Annotated in this window: 20 protein-coding genes, 1 pseudogene and 1 riboswitch; of the genes and pseudogenes, 13 read left to right on the forward strand and 8 right to left on the reverse strand. The window is 71.7% G+C overall.

Annotated features, from left to right (window positions below; genetic code table 11):
- The first annotated feature begins 3 nt into the window (after positions 1 to 3).
- The 5 genes and pseudogenes from coaBC (at position 4) to GPA04_RS02965 (ending at position 5,619) form a co-directional block, all read left to right on the forward strand.
- Positions 4 to 1,263: a bifunctional phosphopantothenoylcysteine decarboxylase/phosphopantothenate--cysteine ligase CoaBC gene (gene coaBC / locus GPA04_RS02950; RefSeq protein WP_156222121.1), complete on the forward strand. Its 1,260-nt coding sequence runs from the start codon at positions 4 to 6 to the stop codon at positions 1,261 to 1,263.
- Positions 1,260 to 2,465 (forward strand): methionine adenosyltransferase, encoded by a 1,206-nt coding sequence (metK, locus tag GPA04_RS02955; protein ID WP_156222122.1) that lies wholly within the window; start codon positions 1,260 to 1,262, stop codon positions 2,463 to 2,465. The genes coaBC and metK overlap by 4 nt, the downstream gene beginning before the upstream one ends.
- A gap of 10 nt (positions 2,466 to 2,475) precedes the next feature.
- Complete coding sequence (locus GPA04_RS02960; RefSeq protein WP_156222125.1) at positions 2,476 to 4,494, forward strand: primosomal protein N'; 2,019 nt, start codon at positions 2,476 to 2,478, stop codon at positions 4,492 to 4,494.
- A 252-nt stretch (positions 4,495 to 4,746) separates the two neighbouring features.
- Positions 4,747 to 4,839 (forward strand): annotated as a pseudogene (locus GPA04_RS21480) (hypothetical protein); the annotation flags it as partial.
- A gap of 141 nt (positions 4,840 to 4,980) precedes the next feature.
- The gene (locus tag GPA04_RS02965) at positions 4,981 to 5,619 is read left to right on the forward strand and encodes a DUF559 domain-containing protein (protein ID WP_241680550.1); all 639 of its coding nucleotides are present in this window, start codon (positions 4,981 to 4,983) and stop codon (positions 5,617 to 5,619) included.
- A gap of 113 nt (positions 5,620 to 5,732) precedes the next feature.
- Here GPA04_RS02965 and GPA04_RS02970 read toward each other — a convergent pair whose 3' ends face one another.
- The 6 genes from GPA04_RS02970 to GPA04_RS02995 all read right to left on the reverse strand — a co-directional run bounded on the left by GPA04_RS02970 (position 5,733) and on the right by GPA04_RS02995 (position 14,441).
- Positions 5,733 to 7,721 carry a beta-galactosidase gene (locus tag GPA04_RS02970; RefSeq protein WP_156222129.1) on the reverse strand — a complete coding sequence of 663 codons (1,989 nt, stop codon included), beginning with the start codon at positions 7,719 to 7,721 and terminating at the stop codon, positions 5,733 to 5,735.
- Positions 7,718 to 8,434, reverse strand: a complete 717-nt coding sequence (locus tag GPA04_RS02975) for a YesL family protein (protein WP_156222131.1) — start codon at positions 8,432 to 8,434, stop codon at positions 7,718 to 7,720. Before GPA04_RS02975 ends, GPA04_RS02970 begins: the two co-directional genes overlap by 4 nt.
- Positions 8,435 to 8,455: 21 nt before the next feature.
- On the reverse strand, positions 8,456 to 10,141 hold the full coding sequence (locus tag GPA04_RS02980) for an ABC transporter substrate-binding protein (RefSeq protein ID WP_156222133.1): 1,686 nt from the start codon (positions 10,139 to 10,141) through the stop codon (positions 8,456 to 8,458).
- Positions 10,142 to 10,204: 63 nt separating this feature from the next.
- The gene (locus tag GPA04_RS02985) at positions 10,205 to 11,131 is read right to left on the reverse strand and encodes a carbohydrate ABC transporter permease (RefSeq protein ID WP_436277897.1); all 927 of its coding nucleotides are present in this window, start codon (positions 11,129 to 11,131) and stop codon (positions 10,205 to 10,207) included.
- On the reverse strand, positions 11,125 to 12,126 hold the full coding sequence (locus tag GPA04_RS02990; protein WP_156222135.1) for an ABC transporter permease: 1,002 nt from the start codon (positions 12,124 to 12,126) through the stop codon (positions 11,125 to 11,127). Before GPA04_RS02990 ends, GPA04_RS02985 begins: the two co-directional genes overlap by 7 nt.
- Complete coding sequence (locus tag GPA04_RS02995) at positions 12,123 to 14,441, reverse strand: beta-xylosidase/alpha-l-arabinosidase (RefSeq protein ID WP_156222137.1); 2,319 nt, start codon at positions 14,439 to 14,441, stop codon at positions 12,123 to 12,125. Before GPA04_RS02995 ends, GPA04_RS02990 begins: the two co-directional genes overlap by 4 nt.
- Before the next feature lie 207 nt (positions 14,442 to 14,648).
- Between GPA04_RS02995 and GPA04_RS03000 the strand changes: the two genes are divergently transcribed.
- From GPA04_RS03000 to GPA04_RS03025, 6 genes are read left to right on the forward strand one after another with little or no spacing between them, the layout of a single operon-like run.
- Positions 14,649 to 15,671: a LacI family DNA-binding transcriptional regulator gene (locus GPA04_RS03000; protein ID WP_156222138.1), complete on the forward strand. Its 1,023-nt coding sequence runs from the start codon at positions 14,649 to 14,651 to the stop codon at positions 15,669 to 15,671.
- A 27-nt stretch (positions 15,672 to 15,698) separates the two neighbouring features.
- Positions 15,699 to 16,346: an HAD family hydrolase gene (locus GPA04_RS03005; protein ID WP_156222140.1), complete on the forward strand. Its 648-nt coding sequence runs from the start codon at positions 15,699 to 15,701 to the stop codon at positions 16,344 to 16,346.
- 10 nt (positions 16,347 to 16,356) lie between these two features.
- Positions 16,357 to 17,310: a methionyl-tRNA formyltransferase gene (gene fmt / locus GPA04_RS03010; RefSeq protein WP_156222142.1), complete on the forward strand. Its 954-nt coding sequence runs from the start codon at positions 16,357 to 16,359 to the stop codon at positions 17,308 to 17,310.
- Positions 17,303 to 18,772: an RsmB/NOP family class I SAM-dependent RNA methyltransferase gene (locus GPA04_RS03015; protein WP_156222165.1), complete on the forward strand. Its 1,470-nt coding sequence runs from the start codon at positions 17,303 to 17,305 to the stop codon at positions 18,770 to 18,772. The genes fmt and GPA04_RS03015 overlap by 8 nt, the downstream gene beginning before the upstream one ends.
- 23 nt (positions 18,773 to 18,795) lie before the next feature.
- Positions 18,796 to 19,470, forward strand: a complete 675-nt coding sequence (gene rpe, locus GPA04_RS03020; protein WP_206674087.1) for a ribulose-phosphate 3-epimerase — start codon at positions 18,796 to 18,798, stop codon at positions 19,468 to 19,470.
- The gene (locus tag GPA04_RS03025) at positions 19,467 to 20,342 is read left to right on the forward strand and encodes an oxygenase MpaB family protein (RefSeq protein ID WP_156222167.1); all 876 of its coding nucleotides are present in this window, start codon (positions 19,467 to 19,469) and stop codon (positions 20,340 to 20,342) included. The genes rpe and GPA04_RS03025 overlap by 4 nt, the downstream gene beginning before the upstream one ends.
- Positions 20,343 to 20,397: 55 nt before the next feature.
- On the opposite strand, the gene GPA04_RS21290 is transcribed toward GPA04_RS03025, so the two are convergent.
- The gene (locus GPA04_RS21290; RefSeq protein WP_194238922.1) at positions 20,398 to 22,164 is read right to left on the reverse strand and encodes a hypothetical protein; all 1,767 of its coding nucleotides are present in this window, start codon (positions 22,162 to 22,164) and stop codon (positions 20,398 to 20,400) included.
- A gap of 81 nt (positions 22,165 to 22,245) precedes the next feature.
- Complete coding sequence (locus GPA04_RS03035; protein ID WP_156222169.1) at positions 22,246 to 23,433, reverse strand: hypothetical protein; 1,188 nt, start codon at positions 23,431 to 23,433, stop codon at positions 22,246 to 22,248.
- A 158-nt stretch (positions 23,434 to 23,591) separates the two neighbouring features.
- A riboswitch (FMN riboswitch) is annotated at positions 23,592 to 23,735 on the forward strand.
- Positions 23,736 to 23,826: 91 nt separating this feature from the next.
- Here GPA04_RS03035 and GPA04_RS03040 point away from each other — a divergent pair.
- Positions 23,827 to 24,588, forward strand: a complete 762-nt coding sequence (locus GPA04_RS03040; protein ID WP_156222171.1) for an ABC transporter permease — start codon at positions 23,827 to 23,829, stop codon at positions 24,586 to 24,588.
- A complete protein-coding gene (locus tag GPA04_RS03045) occupies positions 24,579 to 25,583 on the forward strand; it encodes an ABC transporter substrate-binding protein (protein ID WP_156222173.1) in 1,005 nt (334 codons plus the stop codon). The genes GPA04_RS03040 and GPA04_RS03045 overlap by 10 nt, the downstream gene beginning before the upstream one ends.
- Positions 25,584 to 25,588 lie beyond the last annotated feature (5 nt).

Genomic DNA, 25,588 nt, shown 5'->3' on the forward strand with positions numbered 1-25,588 from the left:
AGCGTGCGCGTCGTCCTCGGCGTCGCGGGCGGCATCGCCGCCTACAAGTCCGCCCTCCTGCTGCGCCTGCTGCGTGAAGCAGGCCACGAGGTCCGTGTCGTCCCGACGACGGCGGCCCTGGAGTTCGTGGGCGTCCCCACCTGGGAGGCCCTCTCCGGCCAGCCGGTGACCGCCTCGGTCTTCGACGGCACCGACACGGTCGAGCACGTCCGCATCGGCCGGCAGGCCGACCTGGTGATCGTCGCCCCGGCGACCGCCGACCTGATGGCCCGAGCCGCCGCGGGAATGGCGAACGACCTGCTGACCGCGACGCTGCTGACCGTCACGTGCCCGGTGCTGATGGCACCGGCGATGCATACCGAGATGTGGCAGCACCCGGCCACGGCCGCGAACGTCGCGACGCTGCGCGGTCGCGGCACGCACGTGATGGAGCCCGAGGTCGGCCGGCTCACCGGAGCCGACACCGGTCCTGGGCGGCTCCCGGAGCCCGAGGCGATCGCCGCCGCGGCCCTCGCCCTGGTCGAGCAGCCCGAGCGCACCGCCGACCTCGCCGGCCGCCGCGTCGTCGTGAGCGCCGGCGGCACCAGGGAACCGCTCGACCCGGTGCGCTTCCTGGGCAACCGCTCCTCGGGTCGGCAGGGCGTCGCGATCGCCGCCGAGGCCGCCGCGCGCGGCGCCGACGTGACGCTGGTCGCGGCGAACGTGGACGCGGCGTTGCTGCCCCCCGACGTCGAGATCGTCCCGGTCGAGAGCACCGCGGACCTGCAGGCCGCCATGCGCGAGCGCGCCGGCCGCGCGGACGTGCTGGTGATGGCAGCGGCCGTCGCCGACTACCGGCCCGCCACCGTCGCGGAGGCCAAGGTGAAGAAGTCGGGGGACGGCCTCGTCATCGACCTCGTCGAGAACCCCGACATCCTCGCCGGGCTCGCACGTGAGGCCCGCCCGGAGCAGGTGGTCGTCGGGTTCGCGGCCGAGACCGGCGACGCCGCCGGCTCCGTGCTCGAGCACGGCCGCGCCAAGGCTCGCCACAAGGGTGCTGACCTGCTCGCCGTCAACCAGGTCGGCAACGGGAGCGGCTTCGGGGACGTGCCCAACGCCGTCGTGATCCTCGACCGCCAGGGCGCGGTCGTCGGCGAGGTCGAGGGAACCAAGGCCGACGTCGCGCGCGGCCTGGTGGACGCCGTCGGGGCGCTGCTCGACACCCGGGCGGCGGTGGACGTGCCCAGCGAGCTGTCGGCGGGCGCGACTACGCTGCCCGGGTGAGTACGCGCCTCTTCACGTCCGAGTCGGTCACCGAGGGACACCCCGACAAGATCTGCGACAAGATCTCGGACTCGATCCTCGACGCCATGCTCAGCGACGACCCGCATGCGCGCGTCGCGGTCGAGACGATGGTCACGACCGGTCTCGTGCACGTGGCGGGTGAGGTGACCACCAACGGCTACGTCGAGATCCCTCGGATCGTCCGCGATGTCGTGACCGGGATCGGGTACACCTCCTCGCGGGTCGGGTTCGACGGCGACTCCTGCGGCGTCTCGATCTCGATCGGGCAGCAGTCCGGCGACATCGCCGCCGGCGTCGACTTCTCGCTCGAGTCGCGGCACGACACCGATGGCCGCGACCCCTACGACATGCAGGGCGCCGGCGACCAAGGGCTGATGTTCGGCTACGCCACCGACGAGACGCCGCAGCTGATGCCGCTGCCGGTGCTGCTGGCGCACCGGCTCTCCGAGCGGCTCACCATGGTCCGCAAGCAGGGGATCATCAGCCACCTCAGGCCCGACGGCAAGACCCAGGTGACGATCGCCTACGAGGGCGACCGCCCCGTCGGGGTGCACACGGTCGTGATGTCCGCCCAGCACGACGAGGACGTCGAGGTGCAGCGCACGCTCGCGCCCGCGCTGCGCGCCGAGGTGATCGAGCCGGTGCTGGCCGAGATCGCGGCGCAGGTGGGGCTGGACGCCAGCGCACCCGACCTGATCATCAACCCGACGGGACTGTTCGTCATCGGCGGCCCGATGGGTGACGCCGGGCTGACCGGCCGCAAGATCATCGTCGACACCTACGGCGGCATGGCCCGGCACGGCGGCGGTGCGTTCAGCGGCAAGGACCCCTCGAAGGTCGACCGCTCCGCCAGCTACGCGATGCGCTGGGTCGCGAAGAACGTCGTGGCCGCCGGCCTGGCCCGGCGGTGCGAGGTGCAGGTCAGCTACGCGATCGGCCGGGCGCACCCGATCGCGCTCTACGTCGAGACCTTCGGTACCGAGACGGTGCCCAACGAGGCGATCGCGGCCGCGATCAGCGAGGTGTTCGACCTCCGCCCCGCCGCCATCATCGCCGCGCTCGACCTGCTCCGCCCGATCTACGCGCTCACGTCCAACTACGGGCACTTCGGGCGCGAGCTGCCGGAGTTCACCTGGGAGCGGACCGACCGCGCGGACGCGCTGCGGGCCGCGGTGCGCTGACAGAGCGCCGGTGGCCGAACAACCCAGCCTCCTCGACCCGCGCTCGGAGCCGACGCGGGTCAGCACGTGGGCGAGCGTCGCGCAGGTGCTGGTCGACGTGCCGCTGCCGCACCTGGACAGGCCGTTCGACTACGGCATCCCCGAGAGCCTCGAGGACCAGGTGCGGGTGGGGGTGCGGGTCAAGGTCCGCTTCGCCGGCCGGGAACGCGACGGCTGGGTGATCGGCCGTACCGCTGCGAGCACCCACCACGGTGATTTGGCGCCTGTTCGCCGCGTGGTCTCGACGGTGCCGGTGCTGGCCCCGGAGGTGCTGCGCCTGGCGCGCTCGGTGGCGCAGACCTACGCCGGGACCACGACCGACGTGCTCAGGCTGGCCATCCCGCCCCGGCACGCGAGCGCCGAGGCAGCCGTGCTGGCTGCGGAGCCCGAGGAACGGACCGAGCTGCACGAGGGGCTGTTCGCTGAGAGCGAACACGGCGGTGCGTGGGACGCCTATCCCGGAGGACCGGCGTTTCTGCGGCGCCTGGCGACCGGGTCGTCGCCGCGAGCTGTCTGGTCGGCGTTGCCGGCACCCGAGGGTGGGCCGCAGTGGCCGGAGGCGATCGTGGCCGCGGTGCGCGCGGTGCGCTCATCCGGCCGCGGCGCGCTGGTGATCGTGCCGGACGCGCGCGACGTGGTGCTCATGGAGCAGGCGCTGCTGGACGCCGAGGTGGACCACGTGGTGCTGACCGCCGAGCAGGGTCGCTCGGCGCGCTACCGGCGGTTCCTGCTCGCGCTGCTCGGACGGGTGGGCGTGGTGGTCGGGACGCGCTCGGCGGCGCTGACGCCGGTCCGGAATCTCGGGCTGGTGGTCTGCTGGGACGAGGGCGACGACCTGTACGCCGAGCCCAGGGCGCCCTACCCGCACGCCCGCGAGGTGCTGGTGATGCGGGCGGAGCAGCAGGGGGCTGCGGCGCTGCTGGGTGGCTACGCCCGCACGCCCGCGGCCGAGCAGCTGGTCTCCGACGGCTGGGCGCGCTCGCTGGTCGCTCCCCGGGACCAGGTACGGACGCGGACGCCGCGGGTGGTGGTGCCCTCCGACGTCGACCTGGCCCGCGAGGGCGACGCGGCGGCGGCACGGTTCCCGCGCCCGGCCTGGGAGCTGGTGCGGCGTGCACTCGTCTCGGGGCCGGTGCTCGTGCAGGTGCCACGGGCGGGCTACCTCCCGGTCGTCGCGTGCGCGCGGTGCCGGACGCCCGCGCGGTGCGCCCACTGCCACGGGCCGTTGGGGCTGCCGTCGGGTGATGCGCCGCCCTCGTGCCGGTGGTGCGGCCGGCGTGCGAACGGCTGGCACTGCCAGGAGTGCGGCGCCGACCGGGTCCGAGCGGTCCGGTTCGGGTCGGGCCGGACCGCCGAAGAGCTGGGGCGCGCGTTCCCTGGCACGCCCGTGACCTCCTCCGGAAGGGACGGCGGCGTCGTCGACGCGGTCGACGGCAAGCCGCGTCTGGTGGTCTCGACGCCGGGCGCCGAGCCCATCGCGGAGGGCGGGTATGCCGCGGCGGTGCTGCTGGACGGCGCGGTGATGGCTGCACGCGAGGATCTCGACGCCTCCGTGGAGGCGCTGCGGCGCTGGTTCAACGCGGCCGCGCTGGTGCGCCCCGACGGCGAGGTGATGCTGCTCGGACAGCCACCCGCCGCCCCCGCGCAGGCACTGCTGCGGTGGGACCCGGTCGGGTACGCCCAGCGCGAGCTGGGCGAGCGTGCGGAGCTGAGGTTCCCGCCGTCGGCGAGGCTGGCGAGCATCACGGGGGAGTGGGCGGCGGTGCGCGGCCTGCTGCAGCGCGCCGAGCTGCCGACCGCGGCCGAGGTCCTGGGCCCCCAGCCGGTGCTCGGCGAGGACGGTGAGGAGCGCGCCCACGCCATCGTGCGGGTGCCGCGCGCCGACGCCGCGGCCCTGTCCGCCGCCCTCAAGGCTGCCGCTGCCGTGGGCAGCGCACGCAAGGACCCCGCCGCCCGCACCCAGATCGATCCCTCCGCCCTCACCCCCTGACCGCTTTCAACACGATTCCGTCCACCTCCCGGTTTCAACACGATTCCGTCCACCTCCCGGTTTCAACACGATTCCGTCCACCTCCCGGTTTCAACACGATTCCGTCCACCTCCCGGTTTCAACACGATTCCGGACGCTCGCTCGTCGTCCACAGGTACTGCCTGATGCACATGTATCCACAGCAGGGGTGACCCGCCCGAGCGAAGAACACGCGACCTCGCGTGGGATCGTCGGATGGAGATCCGTCGACTCATGTCTGTTGCTGCCGACACCCACGGCGTCATCACCGCCGAGATGGCCACTCGGGCGGGGGTGTCCCGGAGTCGGTTCGGTCGGCTGCGACGGGCTGGGCGGCTCCAGCATGTGTGCGGTGTTGGCTACGTTCTCGGCACGCGTGCGCCAACCGTCCGGCAGCGGGCCGTCGCGGCTCGGCTGACGTGGCCGGACTCGATCGTCTGCTTTCGCACCGCAGCAGTCCTCCATGGCATGCCGATCGTCGACGACGGCGCGACCCATGTCCTCGTTCCGGACGGGCGCCGCTCGATGAAGGGCCTGGTGGCGCACCACTGGAGCATCCGCCCGGTACAGGTCGACGACCACGGGACGTGGGCGGTCACGGACCGGCTCACCACGCTTGCCGATGTGCTGGGACGACTTCCGAACACGGAGGCCTGGGGACGTTTTGCCTGGCTGGTGACGCGCGACCTCATCACCTCCACCGAGCTGCGGGCGCAGCTCGCCGAGCGGACGCATCTCTACGGTGTCGTGCGCTTGCGCGCGATGGCGGCGGCACTCGACCGCGGCGCCGTGAGCCTGGCCGAGGTCGAGCTGCACGACCTCCTGAGGAAACGCGGCTTCACCGGGTGGCTCGGAAACGCCAAGATCTTCCGACGCAACCGCATCGTCGCGAGAGCAGACATCCTCTTCGTGGAGTCTCGCGTGATCATCGAGTACGACGGTCGCCTGGCCCATCCCCAGACGCGCTCGGCCGAGGACCGGCGTCGTGACCGGCTGCTGCGCAGCCTCGGCTACCACGTCATCCACGTGCGGTGGGAACGGCTGATGTTCACGCCCCAGGCGCTGCTCGCCGAGCTCGAGGCGGCGCTTCTCAGCCGAGCCGCGTGAGCACCGCGCAGGGATCGCGTCGAAACCGGACCGTGGACAGAACCGTGTTGAAACCGGGAGGTGGACGGAATCGTGTTGAAACCGGTGGGTGGACGGAATCGTGTTGAAACCGGTCAGGTGCGGAAGCCGGCGGAGGTGCGGAGCAGGGTCGTGGGGGAGGAGTCGGGGTCGAGCCGCTGGATCTCCACCGTGGTGGCGGCGTGGTCGAGCAGGAAGCGGATGTGGCCGCGCTCGCCGATCCGGTCGACCACCTCGAGATCGGGATCGTCCGGGTGCGGCCCCACGAGGTCGTGGCGCTCCAGCACCTGGCGCACGATCCGGTCCAGCCCAGCGGCTCCGAGATCGGTGCCGATGTACCAGGCCTCGCCCAGGCCCACCCGGTGGCGCGTGACGGCGGCGCGGCCGGCGTAGAAGTCGTCGTCGTAGGTACCCACGACCTCGGCGCCCTCCGGCACCAGTACCTCGAACACGAGCGAGGCGGGTGCGGTGAGCCGTTCGGTCTGGAGCTCGAGGGTGACCGAGTTGTCCTCACCCGGTCCCGCGGAGTCGGTCTCCTCGACGCGGACGCCGAACACGTCGCCGAACGGTCCCGGCGCATCCATGAGGAAGGCGCGCGCGCTCTCGTCGGCCCTGCCCGCCCAGAACGAGGTCAGCACCGTCCCGCCACGCTCGACGACGGCGCGGAGCCGGTCGGCGATGTCGCCCTTGACCACGTGCAGGGCGGGTGCGAGCACCACGTCGTAGTCGCTCAGGTCCGCGGTGCACGGGACCACGTCGACGGCGGCGTTCGCACGCCACAACGCGCCGTAGTAGCCCAGCACCACCGCCAGATAGCTGACATGCCGGTTGAAGCCATCGGTCATCTCGGTGGTCCACCAGGAGTCCCAGTCGAAGATCACCGCGGTCCTGGCCGGGGTCCGGGCGCCCAGCACCGCATCTCCGAGGTCGGTCAGCTGGGCACCGAGCTCGGCGATCTCGCGGAACGCCCTCGTGTCGGTGCGGCCCGCGTGGTCCAGCACCGCGCCGTGGTACTTCTCGCACGCCCCCTGCGACTGCCGCATCTGGAAGTACAGCACCGCGTCGGCACCGTGCGCGACCGCCTGCCACGACCACAGCCCGAGCACGCCGGGCCGCTTCACCGAGTTGACGTCGCGACTCGCGGTGATCGTGGGGGTCTGCTCCATGACCCAGAACGGAGACCCACCCCTGAGGCCACGCATCAGGGCGTGGCTGAACGCCATCCGGACCTCCTGACGCCGCCCCGGCGGGTAGTTGTCCCAGGTCGCGAGGTCCAGGTGCGGGGCCCACCGGTGGTAGTCGATGGGCCGGAACGGGCCCATGAAGTTCGTCGTGACCGGCGTCGTGGCGTCGTGGCGGCGGATCTGCTCCTTCTCCGCCACGAAGTTGGCCAGCAGCGCGTCCGACATGAACCGCCGGTAGTCGAGCGTGATGCCCTGGAAGGCGGTGTGGTTGGGCCCGCGCCAGTGCTCGCTGAGCGCGTTGGGCGGCACGATCTGCTCCCAGGCGGTGAACAGGTGCGACCAGAACATGGTGTTCCACGCCTGGTTCAGGGCGTCGAGGGTGCCGTACCGCGTACGCAGCCAGACCCGGAACGCCGCCGCGCAGCTCTCGCAGTAGCAGGAGCCGTCCGGACCGCCGTACTCGTTGGCCACGTGCCAGGCGATCAGCCCAGGCGTCCCCGCGTAACGGGCCGCGATCCGTTCGGCGATCGCGGCGGAGAACCGCTGGTACGCCGGCGCGCTCGGGCAGTGGTTGTGCCGCTGCCCGTAGCTGTGCCGTCTGCCCTCGAAGTCGGTCCGGTTGACCTCCGGGTACTCGTGGGAGAGCCAGGGCGGCATCGCGCCGGTCGGCGTGGCGAGCACGATCGAGCGGCCACCCGCGACGGCGCGCTCGACGATGGCGTCCAGCGTCGTGAAGTCGTAGCTGTCCTCGGCGGGCTGCACGTGCGCCCAGCCGAACACCCCGACGGTGAGGGTGTCGATCGCCGCGAGGTCGAAGGCCGCGTAGTCCTCCTCCCAGACCTCGCGGGGCCACTGCTCGGGGTTGTAGTCGCCGCCGTAGCGGATCCTCGGCGTGGTCACGGAGCCGATGCCTGCCCTTCGAGGGTGAACTGGTCGCGGACGAGATCGATGACCGGGCGCTCGTGGTGCAGCAGCCACCGAGCCAGAACCCCGACGAGGGCGAGCAGCGCCGCCTCGTTCGTGATCCAGACCAGCCCGACGGCGCAGATCACCATGGCCAGGAGCGCCACCGTGGCCCGGGGTACTCGGAAGAGTGTGAAGGCGGCAAGCCGCCACAGGTCACGGGTGCGGAAGGCGAACATGGTCGCCAGCACCGTGACGCGGATGCCGATCAGGGTCGTGACCCCGGCGATGCCCAGCAACAACCAGGCGTATCCCGGACCGATGCCCGCGCCGCCGATGTTGACCACGGTGACGGACACGATCCCGACGACCACGAGCCCGGGTGCCACCGCGCGCAGCACGTCGACCGCGTTCCGGCGCCAGCCCCTCCAGAAGGCGGACCAGGGCTCGGGGTGAACGGTGCGTGCCTCGTCACGCCAGGCGGCCAACGCAGCCGAGAGCGCGGCAGCAACCGACCCGGTGAGCAGCACGATCAGCAGGACGGCCAGGCCCTCCCACGGCAGCAGGAGCGCACCTGCTGCCGCGGGAAGGCTGGCGAGCACACATCCGAGGCTGATCGCGGCGTACCGGTGCAGCACCACGCTCGCTCGACCGAGGGGCCCTCGGCCGAGCTCGCCGGGCAACGGTTCGGCGCTCGTCACGGACGTCATGCTGTCACGCTCCGCGATCGGTCACGCCTCGCGCAGCGAGTTGTTGAACTTCTCGAGGTAGCCGGACATGCCAGCGGACTCCAGCTCGCCGACGTAGGAGTCCCAGTCGTCGAAGGAACGCTGCCCGAGGATGAAGGCGGCCGTCGCCTGGTAGCAGGCATCCTTGAGCGCGGTCTGCTGCAGCGCCACCTGCTCCTGGTCGAGCTCGTTCAGCAGGAAGCCGGGGCCGAGATCCACGGGGTCCTTCTCGTTCATCTTGGCCCGGAACTCCACCACCTCCTCGCGCAGCATCGAGTCGAGGAGATCCTGCGTGGAACCGTGCGCCGGCATGAAGACACCGTTGTGGTAGCCGTAGTCGGTGTTGAGCATCTGAGGTGCTCCTGGGTTGAGACCGTTGATGTCGATGTCGGGCATCAGCTCACGGGTACCGTCGGCGGCACGGGTGAAGGTCTCGCCCTCGACACCCCACTTCGCGAACTCCAGGCCCTCGTCGGAGAAGTACAACCAGTCCAGGAACTGCAGCATCGCGACGAAGTCCTCGCGATCCAGCGCGGTCGAGGAGAGCGCGATACCGGACTCGAACCGCGTGTTGTCGACGAAGTTCCCCGCGGGGCCGGCCGGGACGATGATCTGGCGGAGCGCAGCATCGCTGTTCCCGGCCTGGACCAGGTTGTCCCGGTAGGTCAGGATCTCCTGGTCGTTCGACCCGATCACCGCCGAGCGCCCGTTGGTGAGCTTCTGGATGGCCGCGTCGTCATCCTGCGTGATCGACTCGGGATCCATCAGCCCCTCCTGCACGAGGCTGGCGTAGAACTCCAGCAGCTGCCGGTAGCCGTCCATCGCTCCCGTGAACTCGTAGGCGCTGCCGTTCCACACGGTGCCGTCCCCGAACCCCCATCCGGCGCGGACGCCGAAGTTCGGTGCCGAGGCGTTGAGACTGGCCTCCATCGGGCCGCCGGAGTTCCAGCGGTCGGAGAGCACGTAGTCGAGGTCGGGGGAGGCGGCCTTGACCTCGCGCATCTGGTCGCGGAACTCGTCGAAGGTCGCGGGGTCGGAGTCCAGGCCGGCGGCCTGCCAGAGGTCTTCCCGGATGGCGAACGTGTAGGTCGGCTTGGCGCTCTCCTGGAGCCCGGGCAGCACGTAGTACTCGCCGTCGATCTGGCGCGTGCGGTCGAGGTCGGCCTGCAGGCCCCACGCCTCCACCTTGGCCCGGAAGTTGGGCATGTGCTCGATGTACTTCGAGACCGGCAGCAGCGCGCCGCTGGGCACGAACTGGTCCAGCGTCCCGGCGTACGCCTGCGTGATGACCGTGGGCGCATCCCCTGCCGCGATCAGCAGGCTGCGGCGGTCCTCGAAGTCCGAGAGCGGGACCGAGGTGAAGTCGAACGTGACGTTGTTGGTCTCGTCGACGTGCGTGAAGAAGGACCAGTCGTCCTTGAGCGGGTAGTTCGGGTGGTCGCGGTAGAGCATGTTGAACGTCAGCGGCGTCGTCGCGACGAAGGTCGTGCCGACGTCGTAGTCCTCCATCGCGCCGACCATCTTGTCGCTGAGGTCGACGTCCTCGTCCCCACCGCCGCCACCGCCGCCGCCTCCGACGTCGCCGGTGTCGCAGGCAGCGAGGGTGAGGCCGAACGGGACTGCTGCGGCGGTGATCAGGGCGCCGCGCAGCACGTTGCGGCGGCTGAGGGTGTTGCGGGTGTCGCTCATGAGGGTTACTCCTTGCGTCGTTGCGGGGGCGAGCGGGTGGTCTGGGGTGCGAGTCAGGTCGGGTCAGCCCTTGACGGAGCCGAGCATCACGCCGGACACGAAGTAGCGCTGGATGAAGGGGTAGACGCAGATGATCGGCAGCACGGTGAGCACCATCGTCACGGCCTGCACGTTGGAGGCGATCTGCACGTTGTCCGTGCCCATGTCCTCCATGGACGTCGCGGCTGCGAGCAGGTTGCGGAGGTAGATCGTCACCGGGTAGAGCTCGGCCTTGTCCATGTAGAGGAAGGCAGCGAACCAGGAGTTCCAGAACGAGACGGCGTAGAACAGCACCATGGTCGCGAGCACCGCCTTGCTCAACGGCAGCACGATACGAGCGAAGACGCCGTAGGTCGACAGCCCGTCGATCGAGGCGGCTTCCTCCAGGTCGGGAGGGAAGTTCTCGAAGAAGGACTTCATGATCAGCAGGTTGAAGACGCTGATCGCGTTCGGGATGACGATCGCCCAGATCGAGTTCTTGAAGCCGAGCGAGTTGATCAGCAGGTAGTTGGGGATCAGGCCACCGCTGAAGAACATCGTGAAGACCGCGATGCCGACGAAGAACGACCTGCCCTTCAGGTGCTTCTTCGCCAGGGCGTAGGCGAACGTGGTCGTCATCGCCATCGCGATCACGGTCGCCACCACGGTGTACACCACGGTGTTGCGGTAGTTGATCCAGAACATGTCGTCGCTCATCACGGCGGCGAACGTGGTGATGTTGAAGCCACGCGGGATGAGGTTGACCTGGCCGGCGGCGATCGCGCCCTCGGACGAGAACGCCTTGGCCACCAGGTTGACGAAGGGGTAGAGCGTGACGACGCAGACCAGGGCGAGGAAGGCGCCGTTGGCGTACTTGAAGACCTTGTAGCCGGTGGTCTCCTTGATCGTCCGCATCGAGTTGCGCACGGCCGCCAGGTCGGGGACGTGAGCGGTCGGGTCGGTGGTCACCACAGCGAGCTCCCTACGAGGCGACGCGAGATCGCGTTGGCGGACAGGACCAGAGTGAGGCCGATGATCGCCTCGAAGAGGCCGATCGCGGTCGAGTACGAATAGCTGCCCGAGGCGATGCCGACCCGGTAGAGGTAGGTCGAGATGACGTCAGCCGTGGGGTAGAGCAGCGGGTTGTAGAGCAGCAGGATCTTCTCGAACCCCACCGCCAGGAACGAGCCGATGTTGAGGATCAGCAGCACCATCATCGTCGGCCGGATCCCTGGGAGCGTGATGTGCCACGTCTGCTGCCAGCGGTTGGCACCGTCGATGCGCGCGGCCTCGTACAGCTGGTCGTCGATCGTGGTGAGCGCGGCGAGGTAGAGGATCGTTCCCCACCCGACGGTCTGCCAGATCTCCGATCCCACGTAGATGGTGCGGAACCAGTCGGGCATCTGCATGAACGAGATGGCGTCGCTGCCCACGGCGCGGATGATCTGGTTGATCGTGCCGTCGAGCGAGGTCAGCTGCAGCACGATGCCGGCCACGATGACGATCGACATGAAGTGCGGCAGGTAGGTGATCGTCTGCACGGCCCGCTTGAAGCGGCGCGACCGGACCTCGTTCAGCAGCAGCGCCAGCACGATCGGCAGCGGGAACACGATGAGGAGGGTGAGCGCCCCCAGGATCAGGGTGTTGCTGAAGACGCGCCAGAACGTGGGGTCGTTCCAGAACATCTCGAAGTAGTAGAAGCCCACCCAGTAGTCGCCGAAGAGCGAGCCACCCGGTCGGAACCTGCGGAAGGCGATGATGTTCCCGGCCATCGGCAGGTAGCGGAAGATGACGAGGAACACGACCGGCAGGATCAGGAAGGTGTAGAGCCGCCAGTCCTTGCGCAGCGCGTCACGCCAGCTCTGCCCGCTGCGACGACGACGACGCCGTTCCTTGATCGGTGGCGCGACGGTCTCGAGCCCGCTGGTGTTGCGGGAGCTCGCGTCGATGGTCAGGTCGGTGGTCATCGTCCCTCCACACGTGCGGTGGTGCGCAGCCGTCGGTCCCCGCCGAGGGTGCGCTCCGTGCCGACGAGTCGCAGCGGCAGCGTGGCCACCACGTCCTCGCTCGAGCGGGACAGCCGGAGCTCCACGTCGCCCGGTTCGACGATGCGGTCACCTCGGCGTCCCGTGAAGCTCGTCATGTCGGCAGGTACCTCGAACGTGACCGTCGAGGACTCACCGGGTTCCAGCGGCACCCGGGCGAACCCGATCAACCTGTTCTCGGGTCGCGTCACCTGCGCGGCGCGGTCGTGCAGGTACAGCTGCACGACCTCGGCGCCGTCTCGGCTCCCGGTGTTGCGGACGGTGACGCTGACCTCGACGACGCCGTCGACATGCCAGTCGGTGACGTCGTTCACGACCTGGGCGCCGCTCCACTCGAAGCTCGTGTAGCTCAGGCCGTGCCCGAACGCGTAGGCGGGGGTGGGGTCGATGTTGCTGACGGGGGAGCGCCGGCCCAGCGGCGGGTTGAGGTAGGTCGAGGGCTGCGCCCCTGCCTCGCGCGGCAGCGAGAGCGGGAGCCTGCCCGAGGGTGCGATCTCACCGGTGAGGATCTCGGCGATCGCCTCGCCGCCCTGCTGCCCGGGGAAGAAGGCCTGGACGATGCCGGCGACGCCGTCGAGCAGACCGCCCAGGGCGTAGGGCCGCCCGGTGAGCAGGACGACCACGACCGGCGTGCCGGTCGCCACCAGTGCCTCGATCAGCTCCGCCTGCACGCCCGGGAGACGGAGGTCGGTCGCGTCGCAGCCTTCACCCGAGGTGCCACGACCGAACAGGCCGGCGCGGTCACCGACGGCGACCACGCAGACCTCGGCGTCGGCGGCGAGAGCGACCGCCTCGGCGAACCCGGACGTGTCGGGGTCCATGACGTCGCACCCCCGCGCATACCTGACGTCGGTGCGCCCGGCCAGCGCCTCACGAACCGTGGGGATCTCGACGCCCACCTCGGCACCGAAACGGACACCGACGTGCGCCGGGAAGGAGTAGCAACCGAGCATCGCGTAGGGGTCGTCGGCGAGCGGACCCACCAGCGCGACCGACCCGCCGGCGGCCAGCGGCAGCACGTGGTCGCGGTTCTCGACCAGCACGACGGCCTGACGGGCCAGGCGCAGCGCGAGCTCGACACCGGTCGGGTCGTCGAGAACCACCGGACCCGTCACCTCGGGCGACCAGTCGCCGTCGAGCAGCCCCAGCTCGGCCTTCTGCGTCAGCACCCGCAGCGCTGCGCGATCGACCAGGTCCTCGGAGACCCGGCCCTCGCGCACCTCGGCGAGCAGCGGCCCGACATAGGCGTCACCGGAGGGGAGCTCCACATCGACGCCCGCGCGCAGCGCTGCGCCGGCAGCCTCACCCGTGGTCGCAGCGACCCGGTGCTGGGTCTCCAGGAACCGCACGCCGAAGTAGTCGGCCACGACGACCCCGTCGAAGCCCCACTCGCCGCGCAGGAGGTCGGTCAGCAGCTCGTCGTTGGCTGCTGCGGGGACGCCGTCGATCTCGGAGTAGGAGTGCATCACCGACCGGACACGCCCCTCGCGCACGGCCATCTCGAACGGCGGGAGGATGACGTCGGCCAGCTCGCGGGGACCCATGCTCACCGGTGCGAGGTTCCGGCCGGCACGGGAGGCGGAGTAGCCGGCGAAGTGCTTGAGCGTCGCGACGATGCCGGTGCTCTGCAGGCCCTTCACGTAGGCGGTCCCGATCGTGCCCACGAGGTAGGGGTCCTCGCCGATCGTCTCCTCGACGCGCCCCCAGCGGTAGTCACGGGTCACGTCGAGCACGGGAGCCAGACCCTGGTGGATCCCCGCGGCGCGCATGGTGGCACCGATCTGGGTGGCCATCTCCTCGACGAGCTCGGGGTCGAAGGTGGCGCCCCAGGACGGCGGAACCGGGTAGCAGGTGGCCTGCCACGCGGCGAATCCGGCCAGGCACTCCTCGTGAACGAGGGCGGGGATGCCGAAGCGGTTCGCCGCCATGATCTGCCGCTGCGCGGAGGCGAGCGCTCGGGCACCGACCTCGGGTGCCACCGGGCTGGTGCCGAAGGGGCGGGTCAGCTGACCCAGGCCGCCCTCGATGGCCCTGTCCCAGTCGACGTCGCCGGTCATCTTCGACTGCTGGGGCGCGACGTCGCCCTCGGCACTGGAGTTCACCCAGAGCCCGACGAGCTGGGAGAGCTTCTCCTCCAGCGTCATCTCGGCCAGCAGCAGCGCAGCGCGCTCAGCGGGTGAGCGGTGCTGGTCGTGCCACGGGCTGCTCGTGGCGATGCCCTGCGTGCTGGACGCCATCGGACTCCTTCGTCGGCGAGCACGACACCGTGCTCGATCTTCGCAACTATCGACGTCAGCGCCGATAGTCACCGAAAGTAGCCATCGGAGCGAGCCACGTCAAGCCCCCGGGCACGGGCGCCACGAACGGCGCGCCACCGGCCACCGGTGCTAACCTCCGTCGAAAGTTGCGACGCCGCCGCGCCGCCCAGGTGGATGGAGTGCCTCATGACGGACAAGGCCGTCGTGCCGACCCGCGCGACGATCGGCGTGATCGCCGAAGAGGCGGGTGTGTCGGTGCCGACCGTCTCGAAGGTGCTCAACGGCCGGCCGGACGTCTCGGCGCAGACCCGCGAGCGCGTGGAGACCGTGCTCGCACGACACAGCTACCGGCGGCGCAGCCGCGGGCCTGCCCGCAGCGGGCCGCCGTTGATCGACCTGTGCTTCCACGAGCTCGGCACCGAGTGGGGCCTGGAGATCATCCAGGGCGTCGAACGAGCGGCGTCGGACCTCGGGGTCGGCGTGGTGCTGACCGAGCTGGGTGGCAAGCACCGCCCGGAGCAGGAGTGGCTCGACGCCGTGCTGGCGAGGCGTCCGCTGGGCGTGCTGCTCGTGATGTCGAGCCTCAGCGCCGCGCAGCGGCATCAGCTGGAGTCCCGTTCGATCCCGTTCGTGGTGATCGACACCGAGGGTGAGCCCCCGAAGGACGTGCCGACCGTCGGGTCGAACAACTGGAACGGCGGCTTCGCCGCGACGCAGCACCTGCTCGAGCTCGGGCACCGGCGGATCGGCATGATCTCGGGGCCCGACGACGTGCTCTGCTCGCGTGCGCGGGTCGACGGATACCGCTCCGCCCACGCCGAGGCGGGTGTTCCGTACGACCCCCAGCTGGTCCGCTGGGGCAACTTCGACGCCGGCAAGGGATACGTGCACGGCCGGGACCTGATGATGCTGCCCGACAGGCCGACCGCCGTCTTCGCCGGATCCGACGTGCAGGCGCTCGGCGTGATGCGCGCAGCCCGCGAGCTCGAGCTCCGCATCCCCGAGGACCTGTCGGTCGTCGGCTACGACAACCTGCCGCTGACCGAGTGGCTCGGGATCACCACGATCGAGCAGCCGCTGCGGGCGATGGCCCGCACCGCCACCCAGATGCTCGTGGCGCTCGCTCGGGGCGAGGAGCCACCGCTGCGCCGCGTCGACCTCGCGACGCGACTCGTGACGCGAGAGACCACCGCCGCACCGCTCGCCTGAGCCCCGGACTGTGATGAGGTGGGCTCCGTGACTTCTGAGACCTCGCTCACGACCGTCGTGCTCGACCTGGGCAACGTGCTGATCGGATGGGACCCGCGCCGCATCTGGTCGCGGACGCTGTCCGAGGAGGAGATCGAGACGTTCCTGACGGAGTCGGGCTTCGTCGAGCTCAACCACGCGATGGACGGCGGACGCACGTACGCCGACGCGCGTGCCGAGATGTCCGCGCGCGCGCCGCATCACGTGACGACTCTGGACGCCTACTGGCACGCGTTCCCCGAGGCGCTGATCGGCCCGGTCCCCGGCACCGCCGAGCTGGTGTCCGAGCTCGCCGACCTCGGGATCCGGCTGCTCGGCCTGACCAACTGGTCGGCCGAGACGATCCACCACGCCCCGGCCGCTGCGCCGGCGATCGCGATGCTCGAGGACCTGCTGGTCTCGGGCCACGAGGGTCTCGCGAAGCCCGACCCTGCCATCTTCGAGCTCCTGATCGAGCGCTACGACCTCGTGCCCGAGCAGACGTTGTTCGTCGACGACGTCGCCGCCAACGTCGAGGCCGCCCGCTCGGTGGGTCTGCACGCCCATCTGTTCACCGGTGCCGAGGGTCTCCGCGGCGAGCTGCGGTCGCACGGTGTCGAGGTCGCGATGGCGCCCGCCGGCGTCGAGCCTTCCTAGACTGCTCGACGTGCGTGTGCTGTTCGCGGGGACTCCCGCCGTCGCGGTCCCTGCCCTGGAGGCGCTGCTGGCCTCCGACCACGAGGTCGTGGGTGTGCTCACACGACCCCCTGCACCGGTGGGCCGCAGGCGCGTGCTGACGCCGAGCCCCGTGCACGAGCGTGCCGAGCGCGCCGGCCTCCGGGTGGTGACGTCGAGCCGGCCGCACGCCGAGGAGACGCTGGCGCAGCTGCGCGACCTCGACATCGAGGTGGCCGCCGTGGTGGCCTACGGGGCGCTGCTGCGCGAGCCCGCGCTGTCGCTGCCGCCGCACGGCTGGATCAACCTGCACTTCTCGTTGCTGCCGGCGTGGCGCGGGGCCGCACCCGTGCAGCACGCGCTCATGGCCGGTGACGAGGTCACCGGCGCCTCGACGTTCCAGATCGAGGCGGGGCTGGACACGGGACCGGTGCTGGGCACGATGACCGAGACGATCACGCCGACCGACACCGCCGGGACGTTGCTGGACCGGCTCGCCCACGCGGGAGCGCCGCTGCTGGTCTCGACGCTCGACGCGATCGCGAACGGCAGCGCCCAGCCGCAACCACAGCCCTCCGACGGCGTCTCGCTGGCGCCGCAGATCACGTCAGCGGACGCCGAGATCGACTGGCGGCTCCCGAGCCACGTCGTCGACCGCCGCATCCGCGGCCTGACGCCGGCGCCCGGCGCCTGGACCACCCACCATGGCGAACGCTTCAAGATCGGCCCGGTGATCCCCACCATGCTGCGCATCTTCGTCCCGCCCGGCGCCGTCATGGCGAACGGCGACGGCGGCGTGCTGGTCGGCACCGCCAGCGCCCCCGTGCGGCTGACCCAGATCGCCCCGCCGGGCAAGCCCTGGATGGACGCCACCGCGTGGGCCCGGGGTGCCCGGCTCGCGGACGGGTGGCGGTTCGACGTCGCGGAGGAGGTGACCGATGCCTGAGCAGCCTCGACGACCCGGCGGTCGCGGCCGAGGGCCTCGCCGCGAGGACCGGCAGCGCTCCCAGAGCCGGCCGAGCGAGCGCGCCCGTGGGGCGGACCCGGCACGCCGCGCCGCGTTCGACACGCTGCGTGCGGTCGCCGAGTCCGACTCCTATGCGAACCTCGTGCTCCCACCGATGCTCACCGAGCGCGGGATCCGCGGCCGCGACGCCGCCTTCGCCACCGAGCTCACCTACGGCACCTTGCGCCTGCAGGGCCGGTACGACGCGATCCTCGCGCTGGCGGGCAGACGGGACCCGCAGGGCCTGGATGCGCCCCTGCTCGACGTGCTCCGTCTCGGTGCGCACCAGCTGCTCGGGATGAGGGTGCCGGACCACGCGGCCGTCTCGGAGACCGTCGGGCTCGCCCGGTCGGTGTGCGGCGCAGGCCCCAGTCAGCTGGCGAACGCCGTGCTGCGACGGGTCGCCGAGCGCGACCTGGACGGGTGGCTGGCCGAGATCACGGCCGGGACCGAGGATCCCACCGAGCGCCTGGCGCTCACCAGCTCGCACCCGGGGTGGATCGTCCGGGCGATGCGGCAGTCGCTGGCGATGACGCTTGCCGGCGCCGACGACCTGGAGGACCTGCTGGCGGCCGACAACGCCGCACCGGCCGTGACGATCGCCGTCCGGCCCGGTCTCGCCGAGCGGGGCGACGTGCCCGAGGACGCCGCGCCCGGCGCCTACGCGAGCACGGCGCGCGTGCTCGCCGGCGGCGACCCGGGTGCGCTGGCCTCGGTGCGCACCGGCCGTGTCGGCGTCCAGGACGAGGGGAGCCAGCTCGTGGCGCTCGCTCTCGCGGCCGCACCGCTCGAGGGCTCGGACTCGCGGTGGTTGGACCTGTGCGCAGGTCCGGGCGGCAAGGCCGCCCTGCTGGCTGCGCTGCTGGGCGAGCGGGCGCCCGACGGCGTCCTGGTCGCCAACGAGGTCTCGCCCCACCGGGCGCGGCTGGTCGAGCAGGCTGTCGCTGCGGCGACCGACGTCGTCGACGTCCAGGTCCGGGTCGGTGACGGCCGTGAGCTCGGCGACCTCGAGCCCGAGCGCTACGACCGGGTCCTGGTCGACGCGCCGTGCACGGGTCTCGGCGCGCTCCGCCGTCGGCCCGAGTCGCGGTGGCGGCGCCAGCCTGCCGACCTCGCCGGGCTCAGCCCGCTCCAGCGTGACCTGCTGGACTCGGCGATCGCGGCGACCCGGCTCGGTGGGCTGATCGCCTACGTGACCTGCTCGCCGCACCTGGCCGAGACGCGACTGGTGGTCGAGGACGTCACCCGGAAGGCGGCCGTCGAGGTGCTGGACGCCACGGCTGTGCTCGCCGAGATCTCGCTCAGTGAGGTGTCGGGGCAAGAGGGCCCGTTCGTCCAGCTGTGGCCGCACCGGCACGGCACCGATGCCATGTTCCTGGCGCTGCTGCGGCGCACCGGCTGATTCTCGCTGGGTAGGCTCGCCTCGTGCCCACGCCGCCCATCCTGATCTCGCCGAGCGTGCTCGACTCGGACCTGTCGAGGCTCTCCGAGGAGGTCGAGCGGATCACCTCGGCCGATCTCGTGCACCTCGACATCATGGACAACCACTTCGTGCCGAACCTGACGTTCGGGCTGCCGGTGGTGCAGCGGTTGCTCGAGCACACCTCCATGCGCGCCGACGTGCACCTGATGATCGAGAACCCCGACACCTGGGCTCCCGCGTACGCCGAGGCCGGCGCGGCGTCGGTGACGTTCCACGCCGAGGCCTCCCGCGCTCCGGTCAAGCTGGCCCGTGAGCTGCGCGCCAAGGGTGCGCGTGCGGGCATCGCGCTGCGGCCTGCGACCGGTGTGGAGCCGTTCCTGGACCTGCTGCCCGAGCTCGACATGGTGCTGGTGATGACGGTCGAGCCGGGTTTCGGTGGCCAGGCCTTCATCGACGGCGTGCTCCCGAAGATCCGACGCGCCCGCGCCGCGATCGACGAGCTCGACGCCGACATCTGGATCCAGGTCGACGGCGGCGTGACGCGCGAGACGATCGGACGTGCCGCCTCTGCCGGCGCGAACGTGTTCGTGGCCGGCTCTGCGGTCTACCGGGCGGAGGACCCTGCCGCCGAGATCGCGTCGCTGCGCGAGCTCGCGTTGGCGGCGTGGTCGGCATGAGCGTGCTCGGGCCGGTCAGGCAGCGTCTCGGTGACGCCATCTTCGAGCGGGTGGCGGGAGCCGACGGCGAGCGCCAGCGCGACCGGATCCATCTGACGCCGGGGCCGCGGTGGTTCCCGCCCGGCTCTCCGATCGTGCGGGTGCACGGCGACCACTCGATGTACATCGGCGGGATCCGCGCCCTGCTCGTGCAGAGCATGCACCCCGTGGCGATGCGGGCGGTGTCCGAGCACTCCGGGTTCCGCGGCGACATGTGGGGCCGACTGGCACGGACCAGCACGTTCCTGGCGGTGACGACGTTCGGCGCCGAGCGGCACGCCGAGCAGGCGGTCAACGCCGTCCGCGCGATCCACGACCGGCTCGGCGGCGTGACCGACGAGGGCATCCCGTACCAGGTCTCCGACCCGCACCTGCTCGCGTGGGTGCACGTGGCCGAGGTGGAGAGCTTCCTGCTGGCGCACCGGGTGTACGGGCGTCAGCCGCTCCCGGCCCCGGAGCGTGACCGATACCTGGAGCAGACCGCTGTCGTGGCGCGCAAGCTCGGCGTGCTGGCACCACCGACGACCGAGGCGGAGCTGCGGGAGGTGCTGGCCGGCTATCGCGCCGAGCTGCGGGGGACCGCCGCTGCGCACGAGGCTGTCGAGGTGCTGCTGCGTCGCCCCGACCTGCCGGCAGCCGTGCGTCCGGCGTACCGGGCGCTGGCCGATGCCGCGATCGCGTTGCTCCCGCCGTGGATGCGTGCGGAGCTGGGTCTCTCGGCTCCGCGGCCGTTGCTCGAGCGCACCGTGGGCAGGGCCATCGGTGGCGGTCTCGTGGCGACGATCCGGTGGGCGACCCAGCCGCAGCAAGGCGCCCGACACAGCACGGGCTGACAGACAGGTGGAAGCGGCGCCGCGCCCCCCGAACGCGGCGCCGCTGCCCTCACCCTCAGCGGCGGCTGAGCGACCTCACCCGCAGGAGCACCAGGCCCGCCAGCATGGCGAGTCCGGCGAGCAGGAGACCGGTCAGGTCGCCCGCCCCTGTCTCCGGCAGCGGCTCGGTGTTACCGGAACCGTCCGCCGGGACGTTCAGCGCCGGCGGGTCCATGGGGACCGTCCGGCCAGGACCGCCCGGCGTACCGGGGCCACCGGGAGCGCCGGGGGTGCCGGCGTCACCAGGAGTACCTGGGTCGCCAGGAGTGCCCGGGTCGCCCGGGTCACCGGGGTCGCCCGGGTCGCCCGGGTCACCGGGGTCGCCCGGGTCGCCCGGGTCACCGGGGTCGCCCGGGTCGCCCGGGTCACCGGGGTCGCCCGGGTCACCGGGGTCACCGGGGTCGCCCGGGTCACCAGGAACGGCGGCCGTCGCACAGGCTGCCGCGGCGTCGCCCAGCAGTCCGACCGAGAGGCAGGAGACGTCGACCGGGACGGTCACCGGGAGGTTGATCCCGATACCGCCGGTCGCCCCCGGATCCACTCCGGCACCCGGCGTCGCAGCCGGGCTGGCGCAGGCGGCGCCCGCGTCACCGAGAACGCCCGCAGCGATGCACGAGACGTTCACCGGCACCGTCACGGGAGCGCTGACGCCCAGCCCGTCCGTGGTGGCGGCGGGCCCCGAGGGACCGGGGATACCGGCCGCGGGTGCGGCCGGCTCCGTGGACTCCACCGCAGCGTCCCCGAGGACGCCGGCGGCGATGTTGCCGATCGTGACCGGAACGGTCACGGGAGCCTCGACGTCGATGCCGTCGGTGCTGCCGGCACCAGCCGGCGCAGTCCCGGGGGACGGCGCAGCGGCCGGCTCCGTGGACTCCACCGACGCGTCTCCGAGGACCCCGGCGGCGATGTTGCCGATCGTGAGCGGAACGGTCACGGGAGCCTCGACGTCGATGCCGTCGGTGCTGCCCGTCTCAGCCGGCGCGGCCCCGGAGGACGGCGCAGCGGCCGGCTCCGTGGACTCCACCGACGCGTCTCCGAGGACCCCGGCGGCGATGTTGCCGATCGTGACCGGAACGGTCACGGGAGCCTCGACGTCGATGCCGTCGGTGCTGCCGGCACCAGCCGGCGCAGTCCCGGGGGACGGCGCAGCGGCCGGCTCCGTGTCCTCCACCGCAGCGTCTCCGAGGACGCCGGCGGCGATGTTGCCGATCGTGACCGGAACGGTCACGGGAGCCTCGACGTCGATGCCGTCGGTGCTGCCCGCCTCAGCCGGTGCGGCCCCGGAGGACGGCGCAGCGGCCGGCTCCGTGGACTCCACCGACGCGTCCCCGAGGACACCCAGCGCGACGTCGGAGACGTCCACCGGGATGGTCACCGGAACCTCGACATCGATGCCGTCGGCACTGCTGCCGGAACCGGCAGGAGTGTCGCCGATGGCGAGCTCAGCGTCCGCCTCCGAGGACATCACCCACGGGTCCCCGAGGGTCGTTGCGGTCTCGGCGGGTGCCGCGGGCTCGGCCACGTCCGCCGGTTCGGACTCCACCGTGGCGTCACCGAGCAGCCCGAGGGCCACGTCGTCGACCGCTGCGCTGACGTCCACCGGGACGTCGACCGAGATGTCGGGCAGCGCCTGGGTGACCTCGCCGAGAGGCAGGTCGACCGAGACGTCGAGTCCGAGGCCGAGGACGTCGTCCTGGGCGGCGTGGGCCGCACCGGCCCCGACGGCCAGGAGGCCGCCTGTGACGAGCGCCGTCTGCAGCGCGCGCCGAACGAATGGATGCATGACTGATCTCTTTCCTGACTGAGTGGGTTGGCGCAGGTGCGCCGTGGGCACGTGCCGTGCGCGAGGCACGGCAGGGCCCGCTCAGCCAGGGGAGACAGGAACCTCGAAGAAGGTGGCCGTGCGCGACGCACGCGCCTCGAGATCGGCGGCGCGCCAGACGGCGGCAGGAACGACCGCGGCGGTGATGATCATGGCGGCCATCTCGGGTGCGCCGGCGCTACGCGCTGCCGCGGCGCCCGAGGCGCTGGCCGGCAACGAGCCGCTCGACGGCTCGTGAGCCGGTGTGGACGAGCCGTCCTGGGGTGCCTCACCCAGAGAGCCGGCGCCGGACGACGGCGATGCTGTCGTGCCGTTCGCTCCTGGAAGGGCTGGCGCGGCAGAGCTCGTCCCGGGCGCCTGATCGTCCGGCCGGTCGGGCGCGGGACCGCTCGAGGCAACGGGACCGGGTGGGACCGGTGGTGCCGTGACAGCAGGCACGTCCCGGTCAGCAGGTACGTGGGCAGCGGCACCCGGATCGGCGACGCCGGGCAGCTCGGGCGAGAGCGGATCGGTGACCGGGTCGAGACCGTCGGTCACCGGGTCGAGAACGCCGGTCACGGGGTCGAGTACGCCGGTCACGGGGTCGAGTACGCCGGTCACCGGGTCAAGAACGCCGATCACCGGGTCCAGCGGCGCGGTGACGGTCCCGACCAGGTCGGTGACCGGTGCCAGCACACCGGCGATCGGCGTGATCGCGGGGCTGGCTGCCTCGACCACGGAGGCCACCGGCGCCAGCACCTCCTCGACGACGGGAACCGCGACGGGCGCGACGACGTCGTCGACCACCGGAGCCACGACGCCGTCCACCACGGGTGAGACCACGTCCTGCACGACGGGCGCGACCGGGGTGACGATCTCCTCCACGACGGGCGCCACCGGGGCGACGACCTCCTCCACGACCGGCGCCACCGGGGCGACGACCTCCTCCACGACCGGCGCCACGGGCGCCGCGACCTCGCTCACCACAGGGGCGACGACCTCGTCGACGACCGGCGCGACGACCTCCTCCACCACCGGCGTGACCACGCCGTCGGTCACGGGGGAGAGGACCTGGTCGAGCGTGCTGGTCAGCGGGTCCACGAGGCCGTCGAGCGGGCCGGCCTCGGCATCGGCGGCGGACGCGGTGGCGATCACCAGCCCGACACCCACGGCGCCACCGACGAGGAGCGCACGCCGCACGAGCGAGCGCGCCACAGCGCCGCTCCAGTGCGACCGATGCGCTTCCGCCATCGCCACAGCTCCGTCCCCCGACACCTGCGTTGTGCCACGGATCACAAGATCGCGTGACCTTTCAACCATAGCGGGTGTGCGGTCCGCCCGCCATCCTTCGGGACAGGACATCCCGGCGGGGTCGGGCGCGCGAGACGTACTAGAGTGCTCTCGAGCTTGACGTGCTCCGGGGTCGGTGTAATTCCGAACCGGCGGTGACAGTCCGCGACCCGGCAGTGCTCGTCCACCCGGACGGGCAGTGGCGGTTGACCTGGTGAAACTCCAGGACCGACGGTGAAAGTCCGGATGGGAGGAAGCACGCGGCGGGAGCGGCCCCCTGGGTCGCGCCGTCGTCAGGTGGGTGCTGGTGCACCCCTCTCACCCCGGAGATCGCCGGGGGAGAGGACGATCACGATGGCCGGTCAGGCCTCCTCGGTCGCTGCACGTCGCGGTCTCGTGGCGCCCTTCGCCCTCGGCGCGGCGCTCGTGGTGCTGTGGGCGTTGACGTCCGTGGCCCTCGGGCCTGCTCTGGTGCCCTCGCCGTCGGAGCTCGCGGTCCGGCTCGTCGCCGAGATCGCTGCCGGTGACATCCTGACGGCGGCCGGCGAGACCTTCGGGGTGAGCGCCCTCGGGTGTCTTCTCGGGCTCGCGATCGCGCTGCCGCTCGGCTACCTGCTGGCCCACTCCCGGACGGCGACCGCGGCGCTCGGGCCCTACCTCGCGGCGTCCCAGGCGATCCCTGCCGTGGCCTTCGCGCCCCTGCTCGTGCTGTGGTTCGGGTACGGCGCGCTGCCGAAGGCGCTGCTGTGCGCCTTGCTGGTCTTCTTCCCGATCCTGCTCAACACCGTGCTGGGGCTGTCCACGCTCGACCGTGACGTCGTCGACGCAGCGCGTGTCGACGGCGCCGACCGGTGGCGCCTGCTGGTGCACATCGAGGGCCCGATGGCGCTGCCCGCGGTCCTCACCGGCATCCGCAACGGCTTCGTGCTGTCGGTGACGGGCGCCGTCGTCGGCGAGTTCGTCATGGGTGGCGCCGGTCTGGGTGAGCTGCTCTCGATCTTCCGTGATCGCGTCGACACCGCAGGCATGGTGGCGACGCTCTTGGTACTGGCGGCCCTGGCGGTCGCCATCAACCTGGCCGTGCGCGGCCTGGAAAGGATGGTCCGATGGTGGTGACGCGACGACGTGCCCTCATGCTTGCCGCGGCGGTGGGAGCCGGCCTGATGACGGCGGGCTGCACCGATCCGCGGCCGGGAGCCCCGGACGCGAAGGTGACGATCGGCTTGACGTACGTGCCCAACGTGCAGTTCGCGCCGTTCTACCTCGCAGCCCAGCAGGGCTACTTCGCCGAGGCGGGCGTCGACGTCGCGCTGCGCCACCACGGGGAGTCGGAGGATCTGTTCGGAGCCCTGAGCGCCGGGCGGGAGCAGATCGTCGTGGCCGGTGGCGACGAGATGCTGCAGGCGCGCTCCCAGGACGTCGACGTCATCAGCGTCGCCACCCTGTACCAGAGCTACCCGGTCACGATGATCGTCCCGGCGGGCAGCGACATCACCGCGCCCGAGCAGCTGGCCGGACGCACCATCGGCATCCCCGGCCCCTATGGCGAGACCTACTTCGGGCTGCTCGCGATGCTCGACGCCGCCGGCCTCACCGAGGCCGATGTCACGGTCGCCAGCATCGGGTACACCCAGCAGGCGGCGCTCTCCGGCGGTCACGTCGACGCCGTGATGGGCTTCGTCAACAACGACGTGCCTCAGTTCCAGGCGACCGGGCTGGCCGTGACTCCGGTGAGCATCGGGGACGTGCCGCTCGTCGGCATCGGGCTCGGCACCACCAGCCGCGTCGCCACCCAGAACGGCGGGGCGCTGCGCGGGGTCATCGAGGCGGTCGGGCGCGCGGTCGCCGACATCGCCGCGGACCCGAACCTGGCCGTCGAGGCCGCCGTCGAGGAGATCCCCGGCACCGTGACCGAGGAGCAGCGCGTCATCATGGCGGCCGTGGCCGAGGCGACCGTGCCGCTGTACGGCGATCTCAGCGGCACCTGGGGTCTGCAGGACGAGACCCGCTGGAGCGCGATGGCCCCAGCCATGCTCGAGCTGGGACTGATCGCGGCCGCCGTGCCGGCCGAGGAGGCCTTCACCAACGAGTTCGTCGCGCCGGTGGACTGATCCGA

The organism is Pseudactinotalea suaedae (assembly GCF_009733815.1).
Classification (GTDB): Bacteria; Actinomycetota; Actinomycetes; order Actinomycetales; family Beutenbergiaceae; genus Pseudactinotalea; species Pseudactinotalea suaedae.